A 24,506-nucleotide genomic window follows, 5' to 3' on the forward strand; every position below is an offset into this window, starting at 1 on the left:
GGACAGTCCGCTGATTTCATTTTTTACAAATCTTTTCAATGAAATAATCATTGAATACAAAACAGGACCCTGCCCGGTTGAATTCCGAAAAAACATTCAAGTAATAGAACAAATTTGTATCGATCATTCCCGCAACGAATGGCTTAAGACAAGCATTTATATAAGAATATAATCAATTATATCATAAGTTTGAAAGCATTACAGAAAATGCTGCAGGATTGGCACAGGAACTGCTTAAAGATTCATGACAAGAAAAAAATAATCATAAAGGTAAAAACAAAAAAGAGAGGATCGGTCATGACTCTGACGGCTGCTGTGCAAGACACCATGGACAATGGCAACAGTGATTTGAGGCAACAGGTCCGGCAAAGACTCCAGGAGCAGGGCATCGAATTCATTCTGGCTCAGTTTGTGGACATTCACGGAGCTCCCAAGGTCAAGCAGGTACCGGTGAATTGCTTCGAAGGCCTGATCGACGAAGGAGCCGGGTTTGCCGGGGGAGCGGTGTGGGGGCTCGGACAGGGACCGGAAAGTCATGATCTCATGGCGAGGACGGACCTTGCCACCTATTGCCGGCTGCCCTGGAGACCGAACGTGGCCATCGCAAGCTGCGATCTTTACGTGGATGATGAACCGTGGCCCTATTGCGCTCGCAACAATCTCAAGCGCATGATGGGAATCTTTGCTGCGGAGGGCTATGCCCTCAATGGGGGCTTCGAGCCGGAACATTTCCTCGTCATGCGCAGACCGGATGGTGGTCTGATGCCTTGGGACCCGCAGGGAATCGACAAACTGGCCAAGCCCTGCTACGACTTCAAAGGCATGTGCCAGGCTATGGATTACCTGCAGGACATCATCCGATATGGCAACCAGATGGGCTTTGATATCTACCAGAGCGACCACGAGGATGCCAATGGTCAATATGAGATCAATTTCGGCTGGTCCGATGCTCTGACTTCAGCAGATCGCCTGACCCTTTTCAGGATGATGGCGGGTCAGGTTGCAACCAAATACGGGGCCATCTGCACCTTCATGGCCAAACCCTTTCAGAACAGGACGGGATCGGGGGCGCATCTGCACTTCCATGTGGCGGATGTACTGAACAGGAGAAATCTGTTTCCTCTCAAGAAGGGTGAAAAAGATCGCAAGGGATTGGGAATTTCCAAGACGGCAGTCCATTACGTGGGAGGACTCCTCAAACACATTCGCGCCATCACCGCCGTCGCTTCTCCCACAGTCAATTGTTACCGCCGCATTCAAAGCGGTGAATTCGTCTACTCCACCGCTTCGGGTTACACGTGGACTCCTGCGTATGCATCCTACGGAGACAACAACCGGACCCAACTCTTCAGATGTCCCGATTCTAACCGTTTTGAAGACAGGTCTCCTTCGGGCATGGTGAATCCCTACCTGCTTCTGGCAACTCACATGGCGGCGGGTCTGGACGGGATCAAAAATGAAATAGACCCCGGGGAAGCCATTCTGCGGGAAAATGTCTGGAACCTTTCCCATGAAGAACGAAGAAAACGTGGAATGATCCTGCTGCCCCAGAACCTGATGGAAGCCATCGAAGCCCTGGAGGAAGACGAAGTGGTAAAGTCGGGGCTGGGACCCATCGCGGATGAGTACATTCGCTTGAAAAAAGCGGAATGGAGCGAATTCATGCGCCAGGTCACACCATGGGAAGTGAGCCGCTATCTGACCATGCTGTAGCTTCTCGACTCAAAACGGCATAACGTCAAATGGAACCGACAAAAGGGACATTCGATGCCCTTCCAGCAAACAGCCAGGTTATTTCGATGATGGTTTATGAACGCATCATCGCACTCTTGGAACAAAGCGGATTTGATTACACGATCCACTCCCACCAGCCCATTTGTACCATCCAGGAAGCACGGGAAAAGGTGGTCCATCTCACGAGAAACTTGTTGAAGACGGTGGTCTTTAAAATCAAGCATGATCATTGGATTTTAGCCGCCGTCCTCGGCCCTGACCGTATCGACTATAAAAAACTGGCGCAAGCGTTTGAAGTGAAACGCACGGACCTGCGTTCCGTCTCCCCAGAAGAGGTTCGAGCGGATCTCGGCTTCCAGGTGGGAGGCGTGGGGCCCTTTCCCATAAGGGAAGACGTCCACGTGGTGTTCGACGAACATTTGATGGGGCTGGACACCGTCTTTTGCGGCATGGGAATCAATACCCGAACGGTGGAGATGAAATTCGACCATCTGGTCCAGGTGGCCCAGGCGCGAATCCACCCCATCACACGATCGACATCCGTTTATATTTCCGCGCGGATGAGATCCTGACTTCTTGATGACCCTGTGGGAGCGGCTCCAGATGCAGTTCTCTTGGGAACTGGCTATTTCTATCGCAGCTGGAAGCCGCTCGAAGTCAAGTTTTCAACCGTCCATAAGTATAATTGAGGGATGCCTCAAAGGTTCACGATTCTTTTTCCACCCGTACCGCACAAACCTTGAACTCCGGAATCTTGGCCACCGGATCCAGCGCCGGCACTGTGAGAATGTTGGCGGCGGCCTCGGCATAGTGAAAAGGCATAAAGACGACGCCGGCTTTCACCCGTTCCGTAACCTGGACATGCACGGTGATGCTCCCGCGCCTGGTGGTAAGCCGGGCGCGGTCACCGTGGACGAGTTGGAGCCTTGTCGCATCCGACGGATTGAGCTCCACTTCGGCCAGGGGAGCCAGAGCATTGACCCCTTCGCAGCGCCCCGTCATAGTGCGTGTATGATACTGGTAAAGCAGGCGCCCGGTGGTCAGAATCATGGGATAGGCATCGTCGGGAAGTTCGAAGGGATCTTGATGCTCCACAGGGAAGAAAACCCCTTTGCCCCGGGTGAACCGGTCTTTATGCAGAAAAAGAGTGCCGGGATGATCGGCGCTGGGGCAGGGCCACTGCAGCGATTCCCTTTCCAGGCGTTTATAGCTGATCCCGCCATAGCTGGGGGTTAAGGCCGCAATCTCCTCGAAAATGCTCTCAGGAGAATCATATCGCCAGCCAAGCCCCATGCGGTTGGCCAGATCCGTAAGAATCCTCCAGTCGGCCCGGGCTTGCCCCGGCGGCTCAACAGCCTTCCGCACCCGCTGTACCCTGCGTTCCGTGTTGGTGAAAGTTCCGTCTTTTTCCGCGAAACAGGCGGCCGGCAAAACGACATCGGCCAGGCGCCCCGTTTCCGTCAGAAAGATGTCCTGCACCACCAGAAAACCCAGGTTTTTCAGGGCATCCGACACATGATGGGAATCGGGATCGGACACCACGGGGTTTTCACCCAAAATGAAAAGGCCCTTGATCCTGCCTTCAGCCGCGGCTGGAAGCATCTCGGTGAGAGCCAACCCCACTTCGGCATCCAGAGGGGCCTTCCAGAAAGCCTCGAACTTCGACCGGATTCCACCGTCTGTCACCACCTGGTAGCCTGGAAAGACATTGGGCAGAGCCCCCATGTCACAGGCCCCCTGAACGTTGTTCTGGCCTCGCAAGGGGTTGACGCCTGTTGAAAGCCGGCCGACGTTCCCCGTGAGCATAGCCAGGTTGCCGAGAGACTTGACGTTGTCCGTACCACAGCTATGCTGAGTGATCCCCATGGCGTACAGAATCATGGCTTTACCCGCCCTGCCGTAGATGCGGGCGGCGCGGATCAGGTCTTCGGCCGGAATACCGCTGAGGGCTTCCACCCTTTCGGGGGTATAGGAGGCCACCACCTTCTGCAGAGCATCATAATTTTCGCAACGCTCCGCAATGAACGGCTCATCGGCCAGGTTTTCCCTGATGATGACGTGCATCAGACCATTGATGACGGCAATATCCGTTCCGGGGCGCTGACGCAGCCAGACGGCGGCATGAGCTACCAGGGGGATGCGGCGGGGATCGATCACCACCAGTTCCGCCCCGTTATGAATCACGGCCCTTTTGACGAAGGTGGAAAGGACGGGATGCGCCTCTGTGGTGTTGGACCCGATAACGATGAAAGCATCCGCGTCTTCCATCTCGGCGATGGAATTGGTCATGGCACCGGAACCAAAAGAGGCGGCCAGACCGGCTACCGTCGAGGCATGGCAGAGCCTGGCGCAGTGGTCGATGTTATTGCTTTTAAAGCCTGTGCGCACCAACTTCTGCATCAGGTAGTTTTCTTCGTTGGTCACACGTGCGGAAGAGAGGCCCGCCAGGCTCCGTGGGCCATGGGCGCGCAGGATCTGTGCGAAGCGCCCGGCGACATGGTCGAGGGCTTCATCCCAGGAAGCTTCGCGAAAAGTACCGTTTTCTTTGATGAGCGGCACGGTGAGGCGATCCGGGGAGTGAATGAAGTCGTAACCGAAGCGCCCTTTGACACAAAGCCGCCCCCGGTTGGGCACAGCATTCTCCACCCCCGTGACCTTGACGACACGGCCGTCTTTTACATGCAGCCACATCTGGCACCCCACTCCGCAATAGGCACAGGTGGTGAGCACTTTGTTGGTTTCCCCGGCCCGGGCCAGCCCGAAAGCCCTTTTTTCAAAGAGGGCCCCCACGGGACAGGCCTGAACGCACTCGCCGCAGTGCACGCACTGGTCGTAATCCGCAAGCGGAAACCATCCCTGCGGCAGCGGCTTTTCTTCACGCCGGCCGTAAGGATAGGGAATGGCGAGATTCACCTGAACCTGGTTGCAGGCGGCCACGCAGCGGCCGCAAAGTATACAGCGGCTGAAGTCCCGCACCATGAGCGGGTGTTCGTCGTCCAGGGGAAATTCAAAGTCCTGAGGCACCAGGTCCGTGGTGTCGACCCCGTATTCCCTCACCAGTTCCTGAAGGCGGCAATCGCCGTCAGCCGGGCACATGATCTGGTGCCAGGGCCTGTTAGCGGCTCTTACATGAGCCCCGGTCCAGCCTTCCCGGGGGCGATCCCAGGCAAAACAGGTGTGCTGGCCGGTGGCCACCAGCATTTCGATGATGATCTTGCGAGCTTCACGCACCCGGGATGAATCTGTCTGGATTTCCATCCCTTTGACGGCCGGTGTGGCGCAGGCCGGCAGGAGCCGGTCACTCCCCTTGATTTCCACCACACAAATGCGACACACTTCTTTGTGATCCGCATCCTGCAGGTGACAGAGTGTGGGAATGTGTACTCCATGGGCCTTCGCTACCTGCAAAATGGTCTGCCCCGGTTCAAATTCTATTTCCTGACCGTTCAACAACAATGTGGACATGTCAACCCCTCCAGTTCGGCGCTTCTAAACTGCGGCCATGGCAATACGAAAGCAACGCAGACAACGAGCCGCTTCCTTGACGGCCTGAGCCGGCTTCACCCCGCCTTCGACCTCGGCAAAGCTCTTGATGCGCTCCTCCGGAGAAAGAACCGGGGGATGCATCTTCCTGGTCGTATCCTCGTAGGGCATTTTTTCCTTGTAAAAAAAGATCCCCAACTGCCCTATGAGTTTTTCTATCCAGTCGCTGTCGCCCGGTATGCATTTCCCCGAGGTCAGGTACTGATCAATAAAGCGGGCCGCATTCTTGCCCGCCGCCAGGGCGGCAATGAGGGTGGCGGGGCCGGTCACACAATCGCCTCCCGAAAAGACGTAAGGCTGCCTGGTCTGGCAGGTGATCTCGTCCACTACGAGAGTCTTCCAGCGCGAAATTTCCACTTCTTCGGGAGGCAGAACGCAGTCCACCACGCAGACCTGGCCTATGGCGGGCACGATGGCATCGCAGGGAATCACGATATTGGACCCTTCCACCGGCACGGGACGCCGCCTGCCGGATGCATCGGGTTCACCCAGCTCCATCTTCTGGCATTCGAGACCGGTCACTTTGCCCTCCTCCGCGATGATTTTCACGGGGGCCACCAGGTAATGGAAGTGGACACCTTCTTCCCTGGCTTCCCTCACTTCCTGAGGATCTGCAGGCATTTCCGCTTCCGTGCGGCGGTAGATCAGATTCACATCGTCAAACCCCAGACGTAGAGCCGAACGCACACAGTCCATAGCCACGTTGCCGCCGCCGATCACCAGGAGCTTCTTCCCATCGATGGGACGCTCGCCCATGGCTACACGGCGCAGGAACTCCACGCCGGTCATGAAGCACCGGTACCCGGCATCCTCACCTTCACACCTCATTTTGGCCGACTCGGGAGCCCCCACCCCCACAAAAACCGCCTCATAGCCTTCTCTGAGCAGGTCTTCCAGAGTAACGTCCACTCCCACATTGACACCGTAGCGGATTTCAGCTCCCAGTTTTTCCACCTGAGCGGCTTCTCCCCGCAGAATATTTCGAGGCAGCCGATAGTCGGGAATCCCCACTGCGGCCATCCCTCCCGGTTCATTCAGAGCTTCGAAGACCGTAGAACGATACCCCGCCAATCCTAGGTAGTAGGCACAGGACAAACCCGCCGGCCCCGCTCCAATGATGGCCACCTTTTTGCCTTTACCAGGCCCCGGGTGTAAAGGAGGCTCCACATGGTGCTCAAGCTCCGCATCAGCGGCATAGCGCTTGAGAGCCCGGATGGCGATCCCGTCGTCCACGCGCTGGCGCCGGCAGTTGAATTCACAGGGGCGGACACAAACTCTGCCGATCACTCCCGGCAGAGAGCAATCCCGCCGTATGGTGGAGAGCGCTTCATCCCAGCGACCGATACGGATTTTTTCCACGTAATCGGGAATATTCAGATGTGAAGGACAGGCATTGGTGCAGGGAGCGGTCACTTTGGCAATATAACTTCCCTTGGGGATAGGCTTTTTACTCTGTATAACATCGAGAAATTCTTGCCGGCGATGGCAAAGTAGATCCAGAAGCGGCCGTGGAGTCGTTTGCCCGATGTCGCAGCGGCCCGTTTCCATCATGGCTCGGGCCAGTACTTCCAGGCGATCCAAATCCTCCGGACGGCCCTCTCCTCCACAGATTCCTTCCAGGATGCCACAAATTTCTTCCGTGCCGAGACGACAGGTAAAACACTGGCCGCAGGATTCCTTTCGCGCCTCTTCCATATAAGCTCGCACCATGTCCACCAGGTTCACGGACCAGTCGTGGACGAAGAGTCCGTCCCAACCCATAAATGCTTTGAGGGGCCTCCCCGGGGCGAACTCCACAGGCAGTTTTTCCGGTTGAACGGGTTCCCGCCCGGGTACCCATCTCCCCCATGTCGAAAAGATCTGACTCGTCATTTTATTCTCTCATCCGTTTTTTCTGCTGTTCAAAACGCGGGGTCCTCTTCCGAAAAGAAGCTATCAATGCATTCATATCAATGAAAACATGACTTATCGATAGAGAAAATAGACTCCGAGGAGAGGCTTTACGATCGAGCTTGCGCCTCCTTCGATCCTGAGCCGCTAAAGAGGCTCCGGCAGAGCGAAAGAGTCGGACTGAAAGAGATTTCAGGAGGATTGATGAGAGGAGAATGGAGAAAATGATGTGATGGGAAGAGTATCTTTCGGTCTGACCCCGAACCTACCGAACACGGGTAGCATTGAAGCGCCACCTCAGGTAAAACCGGTAAAAAGATACATCTACAGACTCCTTTGGAGGGTTCTGAAAGCGGGAGCGACGATCGGATATTTTGAAATGCTAAAAAAAATTCTCGCTCGGGCACTCAGCTATAAAAGTACTGAAAGCTTGACGATATGTAAAATGGAAATTTTCTATTAATCCATAAATCGCTGCCCCGGCAAATCGATGAGAGGCTCTCTGCCATTCAATCATCAGGAACGGATTCCTCTTAAGGCTGATCAGAGATCCACCCCCATGACCGTAGCGGTCACAATGGAGTATGAATGAGGAGATTGCGTCCCATGCCGCCTTTAAGTTTTAGGGCCGAGTGTGTTATTAATCTCCGACTTTTCTCCCTTTTGGGGTTGATATGCATGCGCCTTGGGTTTAAATGTTCAGGATGATTTCGTTGTTTGCGGAATCCTTCCCTTTCCGGAGTTCGCCTTTGGCGAAACGACTCAAATGAAAGATCGGTTGAGGTTTTATCAAGTGGAAAACAAAAAGCATGAAATTTGGGCGCTCTGCATTTTGACCATTACGCTAATGGTTTTCTTCAGCCTGATTTCATTCCATTCTTCGGATCCGACTTTTTTCAATGCATCGAGCATGGGCCGCTCGCCCCGCAACTGGATCGGATCTCTGGGAGCTCATATTTCGTGGTCGCTCTTCTTTTTTTTCGGACTCGCCGCCTACGGCTTCACTTTTTTAGGTTTCTGGTTCAGTCTGTGCCTTTTTCGAGGCGCCCCCCCTCTCCCCTACGGGCGTATCCAGTATGTGGGAATATTCCTTCTGTTCCTGAGCTTCATGAGTCTTGCAGCTCTCCACGAGCCCAAAATACACTTTTTTGGCCAGGAAATTCTGACCGGTGGTGAAATCGGTCTTCTTTTGGCGCAATTCCTTGCAGCAAGGTTGAACTTTGTGGGAACCCATATTCTCCTGGTAGGAGTGTTTCTCATCGCCCTGCTGCTTTCAACTCCCTTGACGATCGAGTCTTCCCTGGATTGGATCTGTCGACAGATTTCCTTGTGCGGCAAGGGAGCTTTCAGCGGCGCCATTCAGTTCTTCCAGAAAATCCGCAATCTGCGTCCGGAACCTCCTGAACTTGTTCCTGTAGCGGCTTCACGTCCGCGCAGAGTCAAAAAACCTTCCTCCCCGATGGTGGAGGCCCTTCCCGCCCCTGAATCTGTACAGCAACCACCTGCGGTTCCCATCCCGGAGGCAAAAAAGATCACCAGGAATGCTGCGCCCATCAAGCCTCCTCCTGCGGCCTCCGGGCAATATGCGCTTCCTCCTCTGGATCTCCTGGACGCCTATGAAGCGACCAGCCGCAAACCGGACATGAAAAAACTGGAGGACAACGCCGCTATTTTGCAGGAAAAGCTGGCAGATTTCGGCGTGCAGGGAAAAGTAATGGAGATTTGCCCGGGTCCTGTGATCACCATGTACGAATATGCCCCTGCTCCAGGAATAAAAATCAGCAGAATCGTCGGGTTATCCGACGATCTCTCCATGGCTCTCAAGGCGGTCAGCATCCGTGTCGTAGCTCCCATTCCGGGCAAGGCTGCCATCGGAATAGAAATTCCCAATGAACACCGTGAACTGGTTTCCATTCGAACCGTCATTGAATCCGAAGCCTTTTCAGGGTCCACGGCTCCACTTACGATCGCTCTCGGCAAAGACATCACGGGACAGCCCGTCGTGGCCAATCTTGCCAAGATGCCCCATCTGCTCATCGCCGGAGCCACGGGAACGGGGAAAAGCGTCTGTATCAACGCGGTTCTCAGCAGCCTTCTTTTTCGGAATACGCCTGATGACATGCGGCTTCTGCTCATCGACCCCAAACGCATCGAACTCAGCAGCTATGAAGGGATTCCACAACTTGTCCACCCGGTGGTGACGGAGCCCAAAATGGCGACTCGAGCTCTCCGGTGGGCGGTGCAGGAAATGGAATTGCGCTATAAGCTCCTTGCGGACAAAAATGTTCGAAACATTGAAGGATACAACCGTGCCCTGGCACGGGAAGAAACGACAAGCACCAACACTGCCCCCACTCCTCTGGAGGAATCCGGGCTCCAACATCATCGCCTCCCCTATATCGTCATTATTATCGACGAACTGGCAGACCTCATGATGGTGGCTTCCCGAGAAGTGGAAGAATCCATCACTCGATTGGCTCAAATGGCACGCGCATGTGGAATCCATCTCATTTTGGCTACCCAACGGCCTTCCGTGGACGTACTCACGGGCATCATCAAAGCCAACATCCCCACACGTATTTCCTTTCAGGTATCCTCACGCATCGATTCCCGAACCATTATAGACGGTTCCGGTGCCGAAAGCCTTCTCGGAAGCGGCGACATGCTCTTTCTCCCTCCCGGAACGGCCAAACTCCAGCGCATCCATGGGGCTTTCATTTCCGATGCCGAGGTACAGCACCTGACGGAGTTCTGGAGAGTTCAACAGCTTGCGGATGATCCCTTGCGGGAGCGGGTCAATTTTCAGGAAATCTCTTCCTCGGAAGGAATCCAGGAGGAAGAATTGGATGAAAAATACGAAGAGGCGATCGAACTGGTTCTTGAAACCCGGCAAGCATCTATTTCCATGTTGCAAAGAAGGCTTCGTGTAGGATACAACCGTGCAGCCCGCATGATAGAAATGATGGAACAACAGGGCATTGTGGGAGCATCCGATGGGGTAAAACCCAGAGAGGTCCTCGGAAGAGGCGCTTCATGACAGAGAAGAAATTGAGTGAGACGAAAATGAAAAGGAAAAGCCTGAAAAAGATGGTTTTGTGTGGTGTTTTTTGGGGAATAATGTTTTGTTCTTTTGCAGCCCATGCCGCAGCTCCACTGGTCTTGGGGGATATACTGAAAAAAACGGAGTCCTACTATCAGGAAATCAACGCCTTCACGGCACAGTTTCATCAAACGACAACATCCGCCGCAGCCAGCGCCATGAAGACAGAGGCTTCCGGGGTCCTGTACTACGAAAAACCCCGGCAGATGCGCTGGGAATACGAAAAACCGGAAGTTCAGATCTTTGTGGCGAATCACAAGCTGGCATGGCTCTATGTTCCTTCCGAGAAACAGTTTTCTTTGTTTGACGCCAACACTTTTTTTTCATCCCCTCTGGCGCAAACTTTTTTCGATGGAATGGTGGAAGTGAGAAAGAATTTTGAGGTCAATCTCGATTCCAAACAGACGACCCAGGAAGTCGCCGTCCTCAAGCTGATTCCACGGCAGGAGGACCCGAACATCCAGTCCCTGCTTCTCCGGGTGGATCTCAAGACCTACCGCATCTTGAGCATAGAAAGCCGTGATGCCTTGGGAAACACCAATCTTATTGTTTTGGACAGTCTGAGGCCAGAGCCCCGACTGGACGCGAAACTCTTCGACTTGGACATCCCACCGTCCGCGGTGGTTGTGGATAGTGAAGGACGGCAACTGACCCCTTCAGAAATACAAAAGCTTAAAGCCAAGCTCCTTTCGAAATAGGAATGCACATGAATAAAGAAGAAATTGTAAAAAGAATCTTGCAACTCAAGCGGGAAAAAAATGCCATTATCCTGGCTCACAACTATCAGCCGCCTGTCATTCAGGACATCGCCGATATGACCGGGGATTCACTGGAGCTCAGCCGCCAGGCGGCTTCAACAGCAGCAGAGGTTATCGTTTTCTGCGGGGTCGCCTTCATGGCGGAAACTGCAGCCATTCTGAATCCGGGCAAAACCGTGCTGCTTCCGCGTCTCGATGCGGGATGCCCCATGGCGGATATGATCACCCCCGAGGATGTTCGCACTGTACGGGCAAAATACCCCGGTATTCCCATCGTGACCTATGTGAATTCCACGGCCGCCGTCAAGGCGGAAAGCACTGTCTGCTGCACTTCGGCCAATTCCATTCACGTAGTGGAATCCTTTAAAGATCATGACACCGTGTACATGGCTCCCGACCAAAACCTCGCCAAATACACCGCTCGTCATACAAAAAAGCAGGTAATGCACTGGAACGGCTACTGCCCCATTCATCATCATCTCAAGATGGATGCCGTAAAGAAGAAGAAACAGGAGCATCCCGAAGCGCTTTTCCTCGCCCATCCCGAATGTCCCCCCGAGATCCTCGATCTTGCCGATATGATTCAAAGCACATCGGGAATGTTGCGCTTCGTCCGTGAAAGTACCCACGAGGCCTTCATCATCGGCACTGAAGAAGGGATTCTTCATCCCATGCGAAAACAGAATCCCGACAAGCGGTTCTACTCCGCTTCGGGCAGTTTGATCTGCCCCGATATGAAAAAGACCTCTCTGGAGGATGTCCTCCGTTCTCTTGAAACGTTGCAACCCCGAATCACAGTCCCTGAAGATATTCGCGTCAGGGCCCTGGGAGCCGTAGAGAGAATGTTGACCCTTGGCTAGTTCCCATTTTGGAAATTCCTCTTATGAAAGGATGAACATGCACCGCAAAAAAAGATTGAGAAAGAAACTTCGCGTAGGTGAATATAAAGAACTGGGTTTTCTGGTTCGTTTTGAGTTCGCCGATGAACTGCCCACGGAAAAATGCAATGAACTTTTGGATAGCTTCCTTTCAACAGCCATAGAATCCAACGGCCTTCTCTTTGGCGGCGGCGGATACGGCAGCTCGTGGGAAGGCTTTGTGATATTGGACGCACCTCGCGGCTCGGTCACAGAGGAAGATCGAACGAAAGTCACGAATTGGTTCGAAACCCAATCCGGAATCAAGAGCTTCGATATCGGACCGCTGGTTGACGCCTGGTATGGGAAATGATCATCTCTCATTTCCAATGAAAATCAAGGAAGTGGATATGACCGCTTCATCACGACCATTCATTCCCCGCATCGCCATCACCATGGGGGATCCATGCGGGGTAGGTCCTGAAATCATTGTCAAGGCTTTCGCTTCAAAAGATATGGAAGGCTGCTGTTGCCCACTGATCGTCGGGGAGCCACTAGCTTTTCAACGCGCCATTGACCTCCTGGACGCGGAGCTCACTATTCATCCCATTGAAAATCCTTCAGAAATCGATGAAACGTTCCGCCCCGGAACTCTATTCATAAAATCCGCCGGCGAGCTGACATCTGCCGATATAGGCTACGGCCATCCCAGCCGCGCTGCGTGCGCGGCCGTTGTCGAAAGCATCCGCCAGGCTGTTTCCTGGGCGCTGGAAGGTCTGGTAAACGCCATCGTTACCTGTCCCATTCACAAGGCCAATCTGCATGCCAATGGATTTTCCTTTCCCGGCCACACGGAATTCCTTCAGGAACTGACACATACTCCCCATGTGGTGATGATGCTTGCCGGTCCCAGGCTTCGCGTTTCGCTTGCCACGATCCATCACGCTCTCGCCGATGTACCCCGACTCCTGACGCCGGAAATACTGCGCCAAACCATAGAAATTACAGCTCAGGCCATGCTTCGGGATTTCGGCGTTCCTTCTCCGCGCATCGCTGTGGCGGCACTGAACCCGCATGCCGGCGAAGCGGGTCGCTTCGGCAATGAAGAAATGGAACTGATTCAACCGGTCATCGAATCCCTTCAATCGAACCTTTACCGGTTGAGCGGGCCATATTCTCCCGATACCCTTTTCCACAGGGCCTTTCAGGGAGAATTCGACGCCGTGATCGCCATGTACCACGATCAGGGTCTCATACCCATAAAGCTTGTTCACTTCTATGATGCGGTGAATGTAACACTGGGGTTGCCCATTGTACGAACCTCCGTCGACCACGGAACGGCCTACGAAATTGCGGGAACCGGAACGGCAAATCCGAACAGCCTGCTGGAGGCGGTCCAACTGGCTGCGACCATTGCCTCCAACCGCAGGAAATCATCCGTTCAGTCCTGAGGCTGCCGAAACCACCGGCAAATTGAAACATTCCAAACCTTCATTTTTTTCATCATCCCATGGACCAGTCGATCATCATCAGCGGAGCACGCCAGCACAATCTCAAAAACATTCACCTGGCTCTTCCGCGCAATAAACTCATCGTCATTACCGGTGTGAGCGGATCGGGCAAATCTTCCCTCGCCTTCAACACCCTATTCGCCGAAGGACAGAGGCGCTACATCGAGGCTCTATCCACCTCCGCACGACACTTCCTGCATCAGCTCGATGCACCGGAAGTGGACGAGATCCGTGGACTCAGCCCAGCCATCGCCATCGAGCAAAAGGGTCTTCCACGGAATCCCCGCTCCACGGTCGGGACCCTGACCGAAATTCACGACCACCTGCGGCTGCTCTACACGCACCTGGGAACGGTGTTTTGCCCTCAATGCAACCTGCCGATTCGCGCCTATACTATCCTCCAAATGTCCCATGAAATTCAGCAGGATTGGCCCGAAGGAAGCCGATTGCTGATAATGGCGCCTCTGGTGCCCATCGATGAAAAGAACCTGCCCAATCTTCTCAAAAGACTCAGGAAGGACGGCTTCGCCCGCATCCGTTCGAACGGCCGGATATACGAACTGGAACCTCTGCCGCACCTTCCCCGCAGCCCTTCTTATGACATCGATATTGTCGTCGATCGCCTCATTCTCAAACATACACAGGAAAGCCGCCTCCTGGATTCCCTGGAACTCGCTTCAAAGATGGGGCATGGAACGGTCACCGTTGTCCGCATCGAAGGGGATGAAAAGGTTTTCAGTGAATCCCACCAGTGCCTTTCCTGCGGCTTCACTGCCCCTGAAATGTCACCCAGCCTCTTTTCTTTTCAACATCCCCTCGGATCATGCCCGGTGTGCAAGGGACTTGGATACGTCACCGAAAGAGCCCACGCCGGGCAAGCCGAAAAACCTTCGAGGCCGCGCACCGAGGGGATAGACTGGGATTGCTGGATGGAAGAACCTTTCAACGACAGTGATGAAATGGAAGAGGGTCAAGTCCCCTGTCCGGGGTGCCGCGGAACCCGCCTGAATGACGCCTCCCGCTCCGTGCGTCTGAACGGGCTGGGTATCCATGAGGTCTCCCGCCTTTCCATCCCTGCCATTCGCCAGTGGATCTTGAAGCTTCCCCTCAGCCCTTCACAGGAACTCATCGCAGAGCGTCCCAGGCGGGAAATTCTCTTTCGCCTTTCCAGTTTGGAAGAGCTTGGACTTTCTTATCTTACGCTCGATCGCCCGGCCAATACGCTTTCGGGAGGTGAAGCACAGCGGATTCGATTGGCCCACCAGATCAGCGCACCCCTTTCCGGAGTGCTTTATGTTCTCGATGAACCGAGCATCGGTTTACACCCCCGGGATCACGAACGGCTGATACAGGTCCTTTTCCGTTTGCGTGATTCCGGCAATACTGTCGTCGTGGTGGAACACGACAGGGAGACCATCCTGCAGGCCGATTACGTTGTAGACATGGGTCCCGGTGCCGGAGTGCAAGGAGGAGAAGTACTTTTTGAAGGTCCTCCCGAGGCCTTGAAATCGCACACTTCCTCCCTCACCGGCCTGTATCTTTCCGGAAAGAAGTCCATTCCCATTCCGAATCGCCGGAAGCCATTCCAAAATGGCGCTCTGACTCTTACTGGAGCCCGGGGCCACAACCTGAAGGGGATCACCGTTCAATTTCCACTGGGATGTCTCATTTGCGTGACCGGTGTATCGGGATCAGGGAAAAGCACGCTTGTCATGCACACCCTCTATCGTGCTCTGGCGCAAAAATTCTACAGAAGCAAGGCCAAACCGGAACCCTTTTCCGAGCTTCAAAACACCGAAAGCATCGAAAAAGTCATCCTGATCGACCAGTCTCCTCTCGGGCGAACGCCCCGATCGACTCCTGCAACCTATTCGGGAGTATTCGATCAAATTCGGCAACTCTTCTCCCGAACCCCCGATGCACGCGCTGCAGGCTTCAGTCCCAGCCGATTTTCATTCAATGCAAAGGGAGGAAGATGTGAAAGCTGCAGAGGGGAAGGTTTTCAGCGCATTGACATGTATTTTCTTCCAGACATTTATGTCACCTGTTCTGTTTGCAATGGCAGCCGCTTCAATGCCGAGACACTGAAGATTCAGATCAAAGGAAAATCCATCGCTGAAGTTCTTGACATGAGCGTCATGGAGGCAATGGCTCTCTTTGAAAACTTTCCCGCCATCCATCACAAGCTTCAGACATTCCTTGAAGTGGGACTGGGTTATCTGCGCCTCGGACAACCTGCAACGACCCTCTCCGGAGGCGAAGCTCAACGCGTGAGACTCGCCACGGAACTGAGCAGAAAGACGGGAGGAAAAACGCTCTACATTCTCGATGAACCCACTACCGGTCTTCACTTTGAAGACATCCTGAGACTTTTGCAGATATTGCAGAGGCTGGTGGACAGGGGAAATACCGTGATTTTGATCGAGCATCATCCCGATGTCATCAAGACGGCAGACTATGTCATAGACTTGGGGCCGGAGGGGGGTGAAGAAGGTGGGTACATTGTAGCCACAGGGAGACCGGAAGAGATTGTTGAAGCCGGGGATTCCCAAACCGGCCTGTATCTGAGGAGGTTTTTTGTCTCTGGCGATGGAGATGTTTAGAAATACATCCTTTTACAGTCCGCTCGACAAATGATAGGCGATGGAATCGAGCTTGATGGTAAAATCCACGTTTTCCACATGGCAGCAGTCGGGCACCTGAATCTGTACGGGCGCAAAATTCAAGATTCCATTGATGCCTGCCAGAACAAGCTGGTTGGCGATGCTTTGAGCCTCACTTGCCGGTGTTGTAATGAGTCCGATATGCACCTCACGCTCTTTGATGAGTTCTTCAAGCTCATCCACATGGTTGATGATCAGACCGTTTGGCAACCTCTTACCCACTTTCTGAGGATCTACATCGAAAGCGGCCGTAAAAATGTATCCATGCTTGACGAAATTTGCATGTCGGATCAAGGCCGACCCGAGGTTTCCCAGTCCGATCATGGCCAGGTTCCATGGCCTTTGCAATCCAAGGATCTCTTTGATCTGGTTGACCAAATCGCTTACCCGATAACCAACGCCCCGAACACCGAACTCACCGAAGTAAGCCAGATCTTTCCGTATTTGAGCCGGATTCACCCCACATTGCTTGGCCAGTCGTTCAGAGGAAATCACGTCCACATCCTCTTCCAGGAGATCCTGAAGGGTGCGCATATATATGGAGAGCCGGTTAATGGTAGCCATTGGAATCTTGGCAAATTTCATCCGTTGACCTCGATGCTTTTCCTGCAGAGTAAAATGGAGCAAGACAAACTTTTTAATGCGCTCTTTTTAAGAATGCATTTTTTGGTCCAGTAATGTGAGATAATTCACATTACTGGACCAAAAAATAGGCCTGGTCAAAGGTTTCCTATCATAAGCGAGGATGCAGGGGCAGGAAAACCTTCGCTCCCCTCCCCCTGCATCTATTGGAACTGAAAACTTACGAAGAAGCCCTTCTTAGTGCGCTACCAGACCTACAAAGCCTTGGATCAGTTTGGATACAGGGTTTGCGTAGATGAGGATCAGTGCAACAACAAGAGCATAAATGGAAAGAGATTCGATCATAGCAAGACCGATCAGCATGGTAACGGTAACTTTACCGGAAGAATCGGGATTGCGTGCAATACCTTCCACTGCGCCCTTAACTGCCATGCCCTGACCGATACCGCAACCGAAAGCCGCGATGGCGATGCCGAAACCGGCCGCTACTGCAGAATAAACAAAGAAACTAATGCCGGCTGCCTTTTCAGCTCCACCAGCAGGAGCCTCAGCAGCAAAAGCCATAGCGGTCAAACCCAGTACCAGCAACGTCGTCAACAGAGCAACTTTCTTGGACATGAAAAACCTCCTCTTTGGTTAAATGGATTTTGTGGATAAAGCTTTGATATAATACACACGGCCTTCCCGTAACCGCCAGATTTAGAACCCGTTTGAAACTTCCCATGGACTTTGGAACACCCCCCTCAATTCCCCCCCACCTCAAGGAGGGACCGGAGAGGTGTTCGCTGCCAAGGATGGGTTTTCAGACAGGTCGTTAGTGTGCTTCTTCGAGAGCACCCGCAAAATACATCATGGAAAGCAGGCAGAAAATGAACGCCTGGATGAAACCGGTGAACAACCCCAGGAACATCATCGGCAGAGGAGCCAGATAGAGACCGGCAAGGAAGAACAGAATACCGAGCACGAGTTCCTCACCAAACACGTTGCCGAAAAGACGGATGGAGAGGCTGAGAACGCGCGCGATATGACCGATGATTTCAATGGGCATAATGAGAGGGGTCAACCACCAGACGGGCCCCATGAAATGCTTGATATACTTGGCACCGTGAAATTTGACGCCAATCACATGAGTGAAAACAACGACAATGAGGGCGCATGCTGCAGTGGTGTTGATATTGGCCGTAGGGGAGAAAAAGCCGGGAATCATTCCCAGGTAGTTACTGAGGAGAATAAAGAAGCCCAGAGTGGCTATCAGGGGAAAGACGAATCGCCCATGTTCGCCGGTAATGCCGATCATGAACTCTTCGATACCATTGATCACCACTTCAAAAAAATTCTGACCGCCCTCGGGCACCAGCTGGATCCTGCTGACCGCAAGCTTGGCAAGGAGCAAAAGCACTATCATCACCAACCATGTATATGTCACATGCGGTTGAAGCACTTGCTCCAAAAGGGTATGCGCCTCTTCTGCCCCGACCACGGGCAGACCCAACTTTTGAAACAGGATATTCAGGAAAAGAATTGGGTGTTCCATACGTTAACTGTCCCCCCTTTTTGCTGACACGACCAAATACTCCACTCCTCCAACCAAAACGATGCTCAATATCACCACGGACAACCCCACCACAAACGCAATGGGATCGGCCCAACCGTAATACATCACCACAAAGACGAGAAAGAGCGTACCCAAAAACCGCAGGTAATAACTGGCAAAAAGGCCACCTTTGCTGGGGATCTTTCCAGGCGTTCCGAACGCCCTTCCCAATTGCCACTTGAGCACCTGAAAACTGGCCGTAGCAATGGCCCCACCCAAAAACACCCCCACAGCCATTTGGATAGAAAACAACGCCCAAGCCCCAAGCGTCATAACCGCCAGCAGAAAACCATTCACCCATTCGATCCGCCGCAGAAGCTTTTCACTTGGCAGGACATCCCTCACTCTTTTTTTGAATCCTTTTCATCTTCTTTTTGTTGCTTGACGGCGAATCGGTAGTAATTGAGGAATCCCGCAGCTATTCCAAAAACCATAAAGAGCAGGGCAAGCCATGGAAACGTTCCAAAGCGACTGTCCAGCCAGACGCCGATACCAAGGCCGATAAAGATGGAAAAAGCCACCTGGAAACCGATGGTGCTGGCTGCCGCGATCTGTCGAAGATACTTTTTATTTTCTTCTTTCATGGCCCACTTCGTGTAAATGTTCACACAGGTTCCTAGCATAGGTCCCTGGTTCAGTCAATGTTTTTTTCTGAAATTTCATCCCCGGGCCGAATGTTCCCTGACCCGTTCAAAGGCCTGGGCTGCAACCTCAACCGTACGATCCAAATCACTTTTTTCATGAGCCAGGCTTACAAAGAAAGCCTCAAACTGGGAAGGCGCCATGTAGATTCCCCCTTTCAACATTTCCTGAAAGAAAACGGCGTATGCCTGAGTATCGGCTTTGAGTGCGCTCTCAAAATCACATACCTCTTCAGCAGTAAAGAAACCACATCCCAGAGACCCGATCCGGTTCATCCGCACTGAAACACCTGCCGCTTTCGCCCCTTCGGCCAACCCGTGAACCAGGTAATTCGCCTTTTCCTCCAACACTTCATAAATGCCGGCACTGCTCAAAATGTTGAGCGTAGCCAGACCTGCACTCATGGCCAGGGGATTTCCCGATAGGGTCCCCGCCTGGTAGATATCCCCCACGGGGGCCATTTTCATCATGATTTCCCGTTTGCCTCCGTAGGCTCCCACGGGTAGGCCTCCTCCAATGATTTTCCCGAGACAGGTCAGATCCGGAAGAACGCCGAAAACCTCCTGGGCACCTCCAGCGGCCAGACGAAAACCCGAAATCACCTCATCGAAAATCAATACCGTTCCGAATGCGTCGCAAAGTTTTCTCAACCCCTGCAGAAATCCCGGCCTGGGAAGCACCACGCCCATATTGGCCGCCACAGGTTCAACAATGATGGCCGCAACTTCCTTCCCCATACGCTCCATCACTTCCTCGACCTGCCCCAGATCATTGTAAGGGAGCGAAAGAGTGTGCATGACGATTTCCTCCGGTATTCCGGGACTCCCGGGTATACCCAATGTGGCCAATCCGGATCCGGACTGCACCAGAAGGCAATCTCCATGGCCATGGTAACACCCATTGAATTTGATGATTTTTTTTCGTCCGGTATATCCACGGGCCAACCGTATGGCGCTCATGGTCGCCTCCGTTCCAGAACTCACCATGCGAACCATATCGATGGAAGGAACCATTTCGACCACTTTTTGCGCCATGGAAATTTCCAGTTGGGTGGGAATTCCATAAGAAGTTCCCTTCTCGGCCGCTCTCCGCACTGCTTCAACGATGTCGGGATGCGAATGTCCGACGATCAGGGGTCCCCAGGATCCAACATAGTCTATGTAGGTATTGCCATCCTCATCAACCAGGCGGCACCCTCTCGCCTCCTTTACAAAAATAGGGTTCATCCCCACAGCACGGGCAGAACGCACGGGGCTGTTCACTCCCCCGGGGATCCACTTGCATGCTTCCTCGTAAAGCCGTTTGGATTTTTCCCACTCCATGATGTTTTTCCTTTGCAATCATTTATGAAAAAGGCTCATGGTTCATAACTCATGGCTCATGATAACATCGCTTTCCAAGTCAGATCATTTTCATCCCTCGCTCGATGGCTCCAGCACCGTGACATCATATTGATCCAGGTGATAAGTCGAATCCCCCTTGACCACGATACTGGCATGCAACCGCTCTTCCATCTTCTCCAACGGCACTCGCTCTTCATCGTAAAAGCGGGCGGCCACTTCCGGATGGACCACCACAAGGATATTCCGGCCGAAAAGATCCCTGTGATCTCTTTGAAGCTCTCTCAGGATTTCATAACAAACCGTCTGCTTGGATTTGAGATAGCCCTCTCCATCGCAATAGAAGCAGGGCTCGCAAAGTATCTGCCCGATACTCTCCTTGGTGCGCTTGCGAGTCATTTCAATGAGCCCCAGCTCGGACATATTCAGTATATTGGTCTTACTCTTGTCCTTGCGCATGGCGTCTTTGAGGGCATTGCAAACCTTCTCCCGATTGCTCTCCTTTTCCATGTCGATGAAATCAATGATGATGATGCCGCCGATATTGCGCAATCGCAGCTGGTAGGCAATTTCTTTGACCGCCTCCAGGTTGGTCTTGAGAATCGTCTCTTCCAGGTTGCGCTTCCCCACATATCTTCCCGTATTCACATCGATAGCCGTGAGAGCTTCCGTCCGTTCTATGACGATGTATCCTCCGGATTTGAGCCAGATTTTACGGCTCAACGCCCGTTGCACTTCCATTTCTATGCCGTACGCATCGAAAATGGGTTCCTCTCCCTGGTAAAGTTCCACCGCATTCTTGAGAGACGGCATGAAGGTTTCGGTAAAGTTGAGGATTTTTCGATATTCGCTTTCGGAATCGATGATGAGGCGGTCGACTTCCTTGGTGAAGAGATCCCGGACCGCTCGAAGAGTGATATCCAGTTCCTGATAAACCATGGAAGGGACAGCAGCCTGTTCTGCCCGGCGCTGAATATTTTCCCAGAGCTTCATGAGGAAATCCACTTCAGCTTCCAGTTTTTCCGGCTCGGCCCCTTCGGCGACAGTGCGCACGATGAATCCGCAATGGGGAGGTTTGATGGTACACATGAGGTCTCGCAGGCGCTTTCTCTCCTTTTCATTTTCTATGCGCCGGGAGACTCCGACATGATCCATCGTGGGCATGAGAACCAGATGACGCCCCGCCAACGTGATGTGCGTCGTAATTCTGGCTCCCTTGTTTCCAATAGGTTCCTTGGCCACCTGCACCAGAATATCCTGCCCCTCCTGAAGACGGTCTTCAATGGGAATCTCGACATGATTCCGCTGCAGATAAAGGGCGTCACTCAGTTCCTCCTCGGCAGGTTCGGACGGCTCCTCGACGTTCGCTTCTTCTCCCCCCACTTCGCATGCATTCAACAAGACCTCTTCGATTTCCCCCATGGGATGATGAATGTCGCTGACATAAAGAAATGCAGCCTTCTCCAGGTTGATGTCCACAAAGGCCGCCTGCATGCCTGGAAGCACTCTGACGACACGCCCCTTATAGATATTGCTGCCGATACCACGGTCGGAACTGCGTTCGATATAGAATTCTGCAACCTGCCCGTTTTCCACCAGGGCTACACGAGTTTCAAAAAAATCACCATTGATGATGAGCTCTGCCGACATCTTCTCTTTCCTCCACTCCCGCAAGGCGGGATATAGCTGTCTTACAGATCCGGCATCCAGCGAAATGCTCCAATGGTTCCCCCAAAAGATGTTGTAGAATCGCCATAGGCCTGAAGAACATCTGCGTCCCTTCCAGTAGATCCATCTCCAGGGTGGTTGCATCCAGTTCCCGCACATCGAGAAGGACTTCCCTGAGTGTGGCTCTTTTTTCTCCCTTTTTGGTTTTCTTAACGAGCTGCTCCTCCAACCGATCCGACCAGCCGTCGAGGATGCTGCGCACCTCGAACGGGTTCAAACCGGACACGCGGTACGTGGCGCGCCGCTTGTCCGGCTGCATGGTCCGCGTGGTAGACCGACGCACGTCTTCTATGGCCAAACCTTCAGGCAGATGCTGATTGAGTCCGGATTTGACGACAAGGGGATCGAGGCGCTCCGTGAGAGTCAGCCGGGCCTCCGCCACGGTGCTCTCCATTCCGAGCGGCAGGGCATCGGCAAACGAAAGCTTCACATGCGGATGAAATCCCTTGGAATAGGCCGCAGGAAGTCCTGCCCTCCGCACGGCACGACTGAAAGCCTGTGCGACTTCAAGCTGCCCAAAGAAACGGGCTTTCCCCAGCTTGGAGTAGCGGAAGCGGTACGGAAACCCTTCGTCCGTCCCTGGACTTTGAGATTTCCCAGGTCCCGCTGTGAGAGGAATTTCGTCGCGGTGCAATCGAGGCTGAACCGTTTTATGATCACAAACTCCGCACAGGCTGCACCGGTCCCACCGGCAATCGGGGGTGGCTTCTTCGGCCAGGGCCTTCTCATATTCCTTCCACAAGAACCCTTTTTCCACACCTGAAGAGAGATGGTCCCACGGCAGGATTTCTTCCCGCGAGCGTTCGCGCTGGCTGTAAAAGGCAGGATCCATTCCCGTTTCCTCGAAAGCCCGGTCCCAGAGATCCCGGCGAAAAAGCTCCGTCCAACCGTCAAAGCGCACTCCCAGTTCCCACGCACGCTTCAGGGTTTTCCCCAGACGTCGGTCCCCACGAGCAAAAACGCCTTCCAAAATGCTGTGGTCCGGATGATGCCATTTCAAGCGCAATCCCGGTTTTTTCAGCCGCACCTTCAGCTCTCCAAGACGGCTTTCTACAGCCTCCTTAGGAATCTGCGGGGCCCATTGAAAAGGCGTTTGGGGTTTTGGGACAAAGGTCGAAACGGAAACATTGACGGAAGACTTGGAAGGTTTGGCGAGGGACCACACTTTCATACAAAGTTCTACGAGGGCATCCAGGTCCGCCTCGGTTTCCGTAGGCAGGCCCGTCATGAAATAAAGCTTTATGAGGCGCCATCCCAGCCCAAAGGCGCTCTCGGCTGCGGCCAATAGGTCCTCTTCAAGGATCCCCTTATTGATCACGCGGCGCAGCCGATCGCTTCCTGCCTCAGGGGCGAGAGTGAAGCCGGTCTTTCGCACCTTCCGAATCAATTCCATGAGTTCCGGCGTCAGGGTCCCGACGCGCATGGACGGAAAGGAGACCGCTACCTTTTCGTTCGCAAACCGCTCCATGAGAGCTGCAAGCAACGGCTGGATCCGGCAATAATCCCCCGTACTCAACGACAGGAGCGACAACTCTTCGAATCCACTGTTGGCAAGAGCTTTCTCGGCACAATCCAACAGGACCTGCGGGCTCCGTTCGCGGACCGGCCTGTAAATGAAGCTTGCCTGGCAAAAGCGACACCCCCGCGTACAACCGCGGGCAATCTCGAGCCCCAACCGATTGTGTACGATATCCAGCATGGGCACCAGAGGGCGTTCCGGTATAGGAGCGTCGTCATCCAAATCCAGAATCAAACGTTTTCTGACAGAAGTATAATCGCTAAAGCGGGGTTCCACGGCAGCAATAACGCCATCGGAACGATACGATATATCAAAAAAGGAGGGCACATATATTCCCTCGATTCTTCGAATGTTTTCCAGAAATTCCTGTCGAGTCCCCTTCGATGCCTTCCATTTTTCGAAAGCATCTACCAGCTCCACCAGCACCTCTTCGGCTTCCCCCAAAACAAAAAAATCGAAAAATTCCGCTATAGGCTCGGGATTGAAAGCACAAGGTCCACCGCCGATGACCCAAGGGTGCTCCAGGTTCCGGTCCCTGGCTTCAAGAGGAATCCCCCCCAGATCCAAAATCGTCAGGATATTGCTATAGCTCAGCTCGTACTGAAGACTGAACCCCACAAAGTCAAATTCATCAAGGGGATGCTCGCTCTCTACTCCGCCAAGCGGCTCGGCCAGCTCTCTCAACCTGCTCTCGAAATCCTGCCAGGGCGCATACACCCGGTCCGCCATGACATGCTCCATCCCGTTCAAAACATGGTAGAGCAATCGCAGGCCCAGATGGCTCAACCCCACTTCATAGACATCGGGAAATGCCAGCGCAAACCGCACACGGGCCTCATCGAAACTCTTTCGATAAGCGTTGATTTCCCCCCCGATATAGCGCCCCGGCTTTTCGATGCCGTACAAGGACCTTTCCAACATAAACCAAAACTCCAAACTTCTGGAAAACGCCTGAAAACCCTCCCAGCCTCTTTTTTCAAGAGAGACGCCTCACCCTCATTTCCCACGAAAAAACCGAGACCATTGGGAATGTCCGGGTCGGAAG

18 protein-coding genes are annotated in these 24,506 nt (G+C 53.3%); 8 read left to right on the forward strand and 10 right to left on the reverse strand.

The window, feature by feature from the left end; all coding sequences use genetic code 11:
* Positions 1 to 297: 297 nt before the first annotated feature.
* Both glnT and QMG16_RS10555 read left to right on the forward strand, forming a co-directional pair.
* Positions 298 to 1,713, forward strand: coding sequence for a type III glutamate--ammonia ligase (gene glnT, locus QMG16_RS10550; RefSeq protein WP_281794102.1), 1,416 nt, complete (start codon positions 298 to 300; stop codon positions 1,711 to 1,713).
* An 86-nt stretch (positions 1,714 to 1,799) separates the two neighbouring features.
* Entirely contained in the window at positions 1,800 to 2,306 is a 507-nt protein-coding gene (locus QMG16_RS10555; protein WP_281794103.1) for a YbaK/EbsC family protein, read from the forward strand.
* A 133-nt stretch (positions 2,307 to 2,439) separates the two neighbouring features.
* On the opposite strand, the gene fdhF is transcribed toward QMG16_RS10555, so the two are convergent.
* A complete protein-coding gene (gene fdhF / locus QMG16_RS10560; RefSeq protein WP_281794104.1) occupies positions 2,440 to 5,199 on the reverse strand; it encodes a formate dehydrogenase subunit alpha in 2,760 nt (919 codons plus the stop codon).
* 24 nt (positions 5,200 to 5,223) lie between these two features.
* Positions 5,224 to 7,149, reverse strand: coding sequence for an FAD-dependent oxidoreductase (locus QMG16_RS10565; protein WP_281794105.1), 1,926 nt, complete (start codon positions 7,147 to 7,149; stop codon positions 5,224 to 5,226).
* Between the two features lie 811 nt (positions 7,150 to 7,960).
* On the opposite strand from QMG16_RS10565, the gene QMG16_RS10570 reads away from it, so the two are divergent.
* From QMG16_RS10570 to uvrA, 6 genes are read left to right on the forward strand one after another with little or no spacing between them, the layout of a single operon-like run.
* On the forward strand, positions 7,961 to 10,204 hold the full coding sequence (locus tag QMG16_RS10570; protein WP_281794106.1) for a DNA translocase FtsK: 2,244 nt from the start codon (positions 7,961 to 7,963) through the stop codon (positions 10,202 to 10,204).
* Positions 10,201 to 10,965 carry a LolA family protein gene (locus QMG16_RS10575; RefSeq protein WP_281794107.1) on the forward strand — a complete coding sequence of 255 codons (765 nt, stop codon included), beginning with the start codon at positions 10,201 to 10,203 and terminating at the stop codon, positions 10,963 to 10,965. The genes QMG16_RS10570 and QMG16_RS10575 overlap by 4 nt, the downstream gene beginning before the upstream one ends.
* Positions 10,966 to 10,973: 8 nt before the next feature.
* Positions 10,974 to 11,885, forward strand: coding sequence for a quinolinate synthase NadA (gene nadA, locus QMG16_RS10580; protein WP_281794108.1), 912 nt, complete (start codon positions 10,974 to 10,976; stop codon positions 11,883 to 11,885).
* A gap of 37 nt (positions 11,886 to 11,922) precedes the next feature.
* Positions 11,923 to 12,255, forward strand: a complete 333-nt coding sequence (locus QMG16_RS10585) for a 50S ribosome-binding protein YggL (RefSeq protein WP_281794109.1) — start codon at positions 11,923 to 11,925, stop codon at positions 12,253 to 12,255.
* 37 nt (positions 12,256 to 12,292) lie between these two features.
* Positions 12,293 to 13,333, forward strand: coding sequence for a 4-hydroxythreonine-4-phosphate dehydrogenase PdxA (gene pdxA, locus QMG16_RS10590; protein WP_281794110.1), 1,041 nt, complete (start codon positions 12,293 to 12,295; stop codon positions 13,331 to 13,333).
* 59 nt (positions 13,334 to 13,392) lie between these two features.
* Positions 13,393 to 15,996, forward strand: coding sequence for an excinuclease ABC subunit UvrA (uvrA, locus tag QMG16_RS10595; protein WP_281794111.1), 2,604 nt, complete (start codon positions 13,393 to 13,395; stop codon positions 15,994 to 15,996).
* Positions 15,997 to 16,008: 12 nt separating this feature from the next.
* On the opposite strand, the gene QMG16_RS10600 is transcribed toward uvrA, so the two are convergent.
* The 8 genes from QMG16_RS10600 to QMG16_RS10635 form a co-directional block, all read right to left on the reverse strand.
* On the reverse strand, positions 16,009 to 16,668 hold the full coding sequence (locus QMG16_RS10600) for a redox-sensing transcriptional repressor Rex (RefSeq protein ID WP_373878732.1): 660 nt from the start codon (positions 16,666 to 16,668) through the stop codon (positions 16,009 to 16,011).
* A 207-nt stretch (positions 16,669 to 16,875) separates the two neighbouring features.
* Positions 16,876 to 17,256 (reverse strand): ATP synthase F0 subunit C, encoded by a 381-nt coding sequence (atpE, locus tag QMG16_RS10605; protein WP_281794113.1) that lies wholly within the window; start codon positions 17,254 to 17,256, stop codon positions 16,876 to 16,878.
* A gap of 196 nt (positions 17,257 to 17,452) precedes the next feature.
* A complete protein-coding gene (gene atpB / locus QMG16_RS10610; RefSeq protein WP_281794114.1) occupies positions 17,453 to 18,172 on the reverse strand; it encodes a F0F1 ATP synthase subunit A in 720 nt (239 codons plus the stop codon).
* Positions 18,173 to 18,175: 3 nt separating this feature from the next.
* Positions 18,176 to 18,577 (reverse strand): ATP synthase subunit I, encoded by a 402-nt coding sequence (locus tag QMG16_RS10615; RefSeq protein WP_281794115.1) that lies wholly within the window; start codon positions 18,575 to 18,577, stop codon positions 18,176 to 18,178.
* The gene (locus QMG16_RS10620; RefSeq protein ID WP_281794116.1) at positions 18,574 to 18,816 is read right to left on the reverse strand and encodes an AtpZ/AtpI family protein; all 243 of its coding nucleotides are present in this window, start codon (positions 18,814 to 18,816) and stop codon (positions 18,574 to 18,576) included. Before QMG16_RS10620 ends, QMG16_RS10615 begins: the two co-directional genes overlap by 4 nt.
* A gap of 75 nt (positions 18,817 to 18,891) precedes the next feature.
* Positions 18,892 to 20,196 carry a glutamate-1-semialdehyde 2,1-aminomutase gene (hemL, locus tag QMG16_RS10625; RefSeq protein ID WP_281794117.1) on the reverse strand — a complete coding sequence of 435 codons (1,305 nt, stop codon included), beginning with the start codon at positions 20,194 to 20,196 and terminating at the stop codon, positions 18,892 to 18,894.
* 90 nt (positions 20,197 to 20,286) lie between these two features.
* On the reverse strand, positions 20,287 to 21,864 hold the full coding sequence (locus QMG16_RS10630) for an Rne/Rng family ribonuclease (RefSeq protein WP_281794118.1): 1,578 nt from the start codon (positions 21,862 to 21,864) through the stop codon (positions 20,287 to 20,289).
* Positions 21,836 to 24,382 carry a TIGR03960 family B12-binding radical SAM protein gene (locus tag QMG16_RS10635; protein WP_281794119.1) on the reverse strand — a complete coding sequence of 849 codons (2,547 nt, stop codon included), beginning with the start codon at positions 24,380 to 24,382 and terminating at the stop codon, positions 21,836 to 21,838. Before QMG16_RS10635 ends, QMG16_RS10630 begins: the two co-directional genes overlap by 29 nt.
* Between the last annotated feature and the right edge of the window lie 124 nt (positions 24,383 to 24,506).

The sequence above is a fragment of the Desulforhabdus amnigena genome, assembly GCF_027925305.1.
Classification (GTDB): domain Bacteria; phylum Desulfobacterota; class Syntrophobacteria; order Syntrophobacterales; family Syntrophobacteraceae; genus Desulforhabdus; species Desulforhabdus amnigena.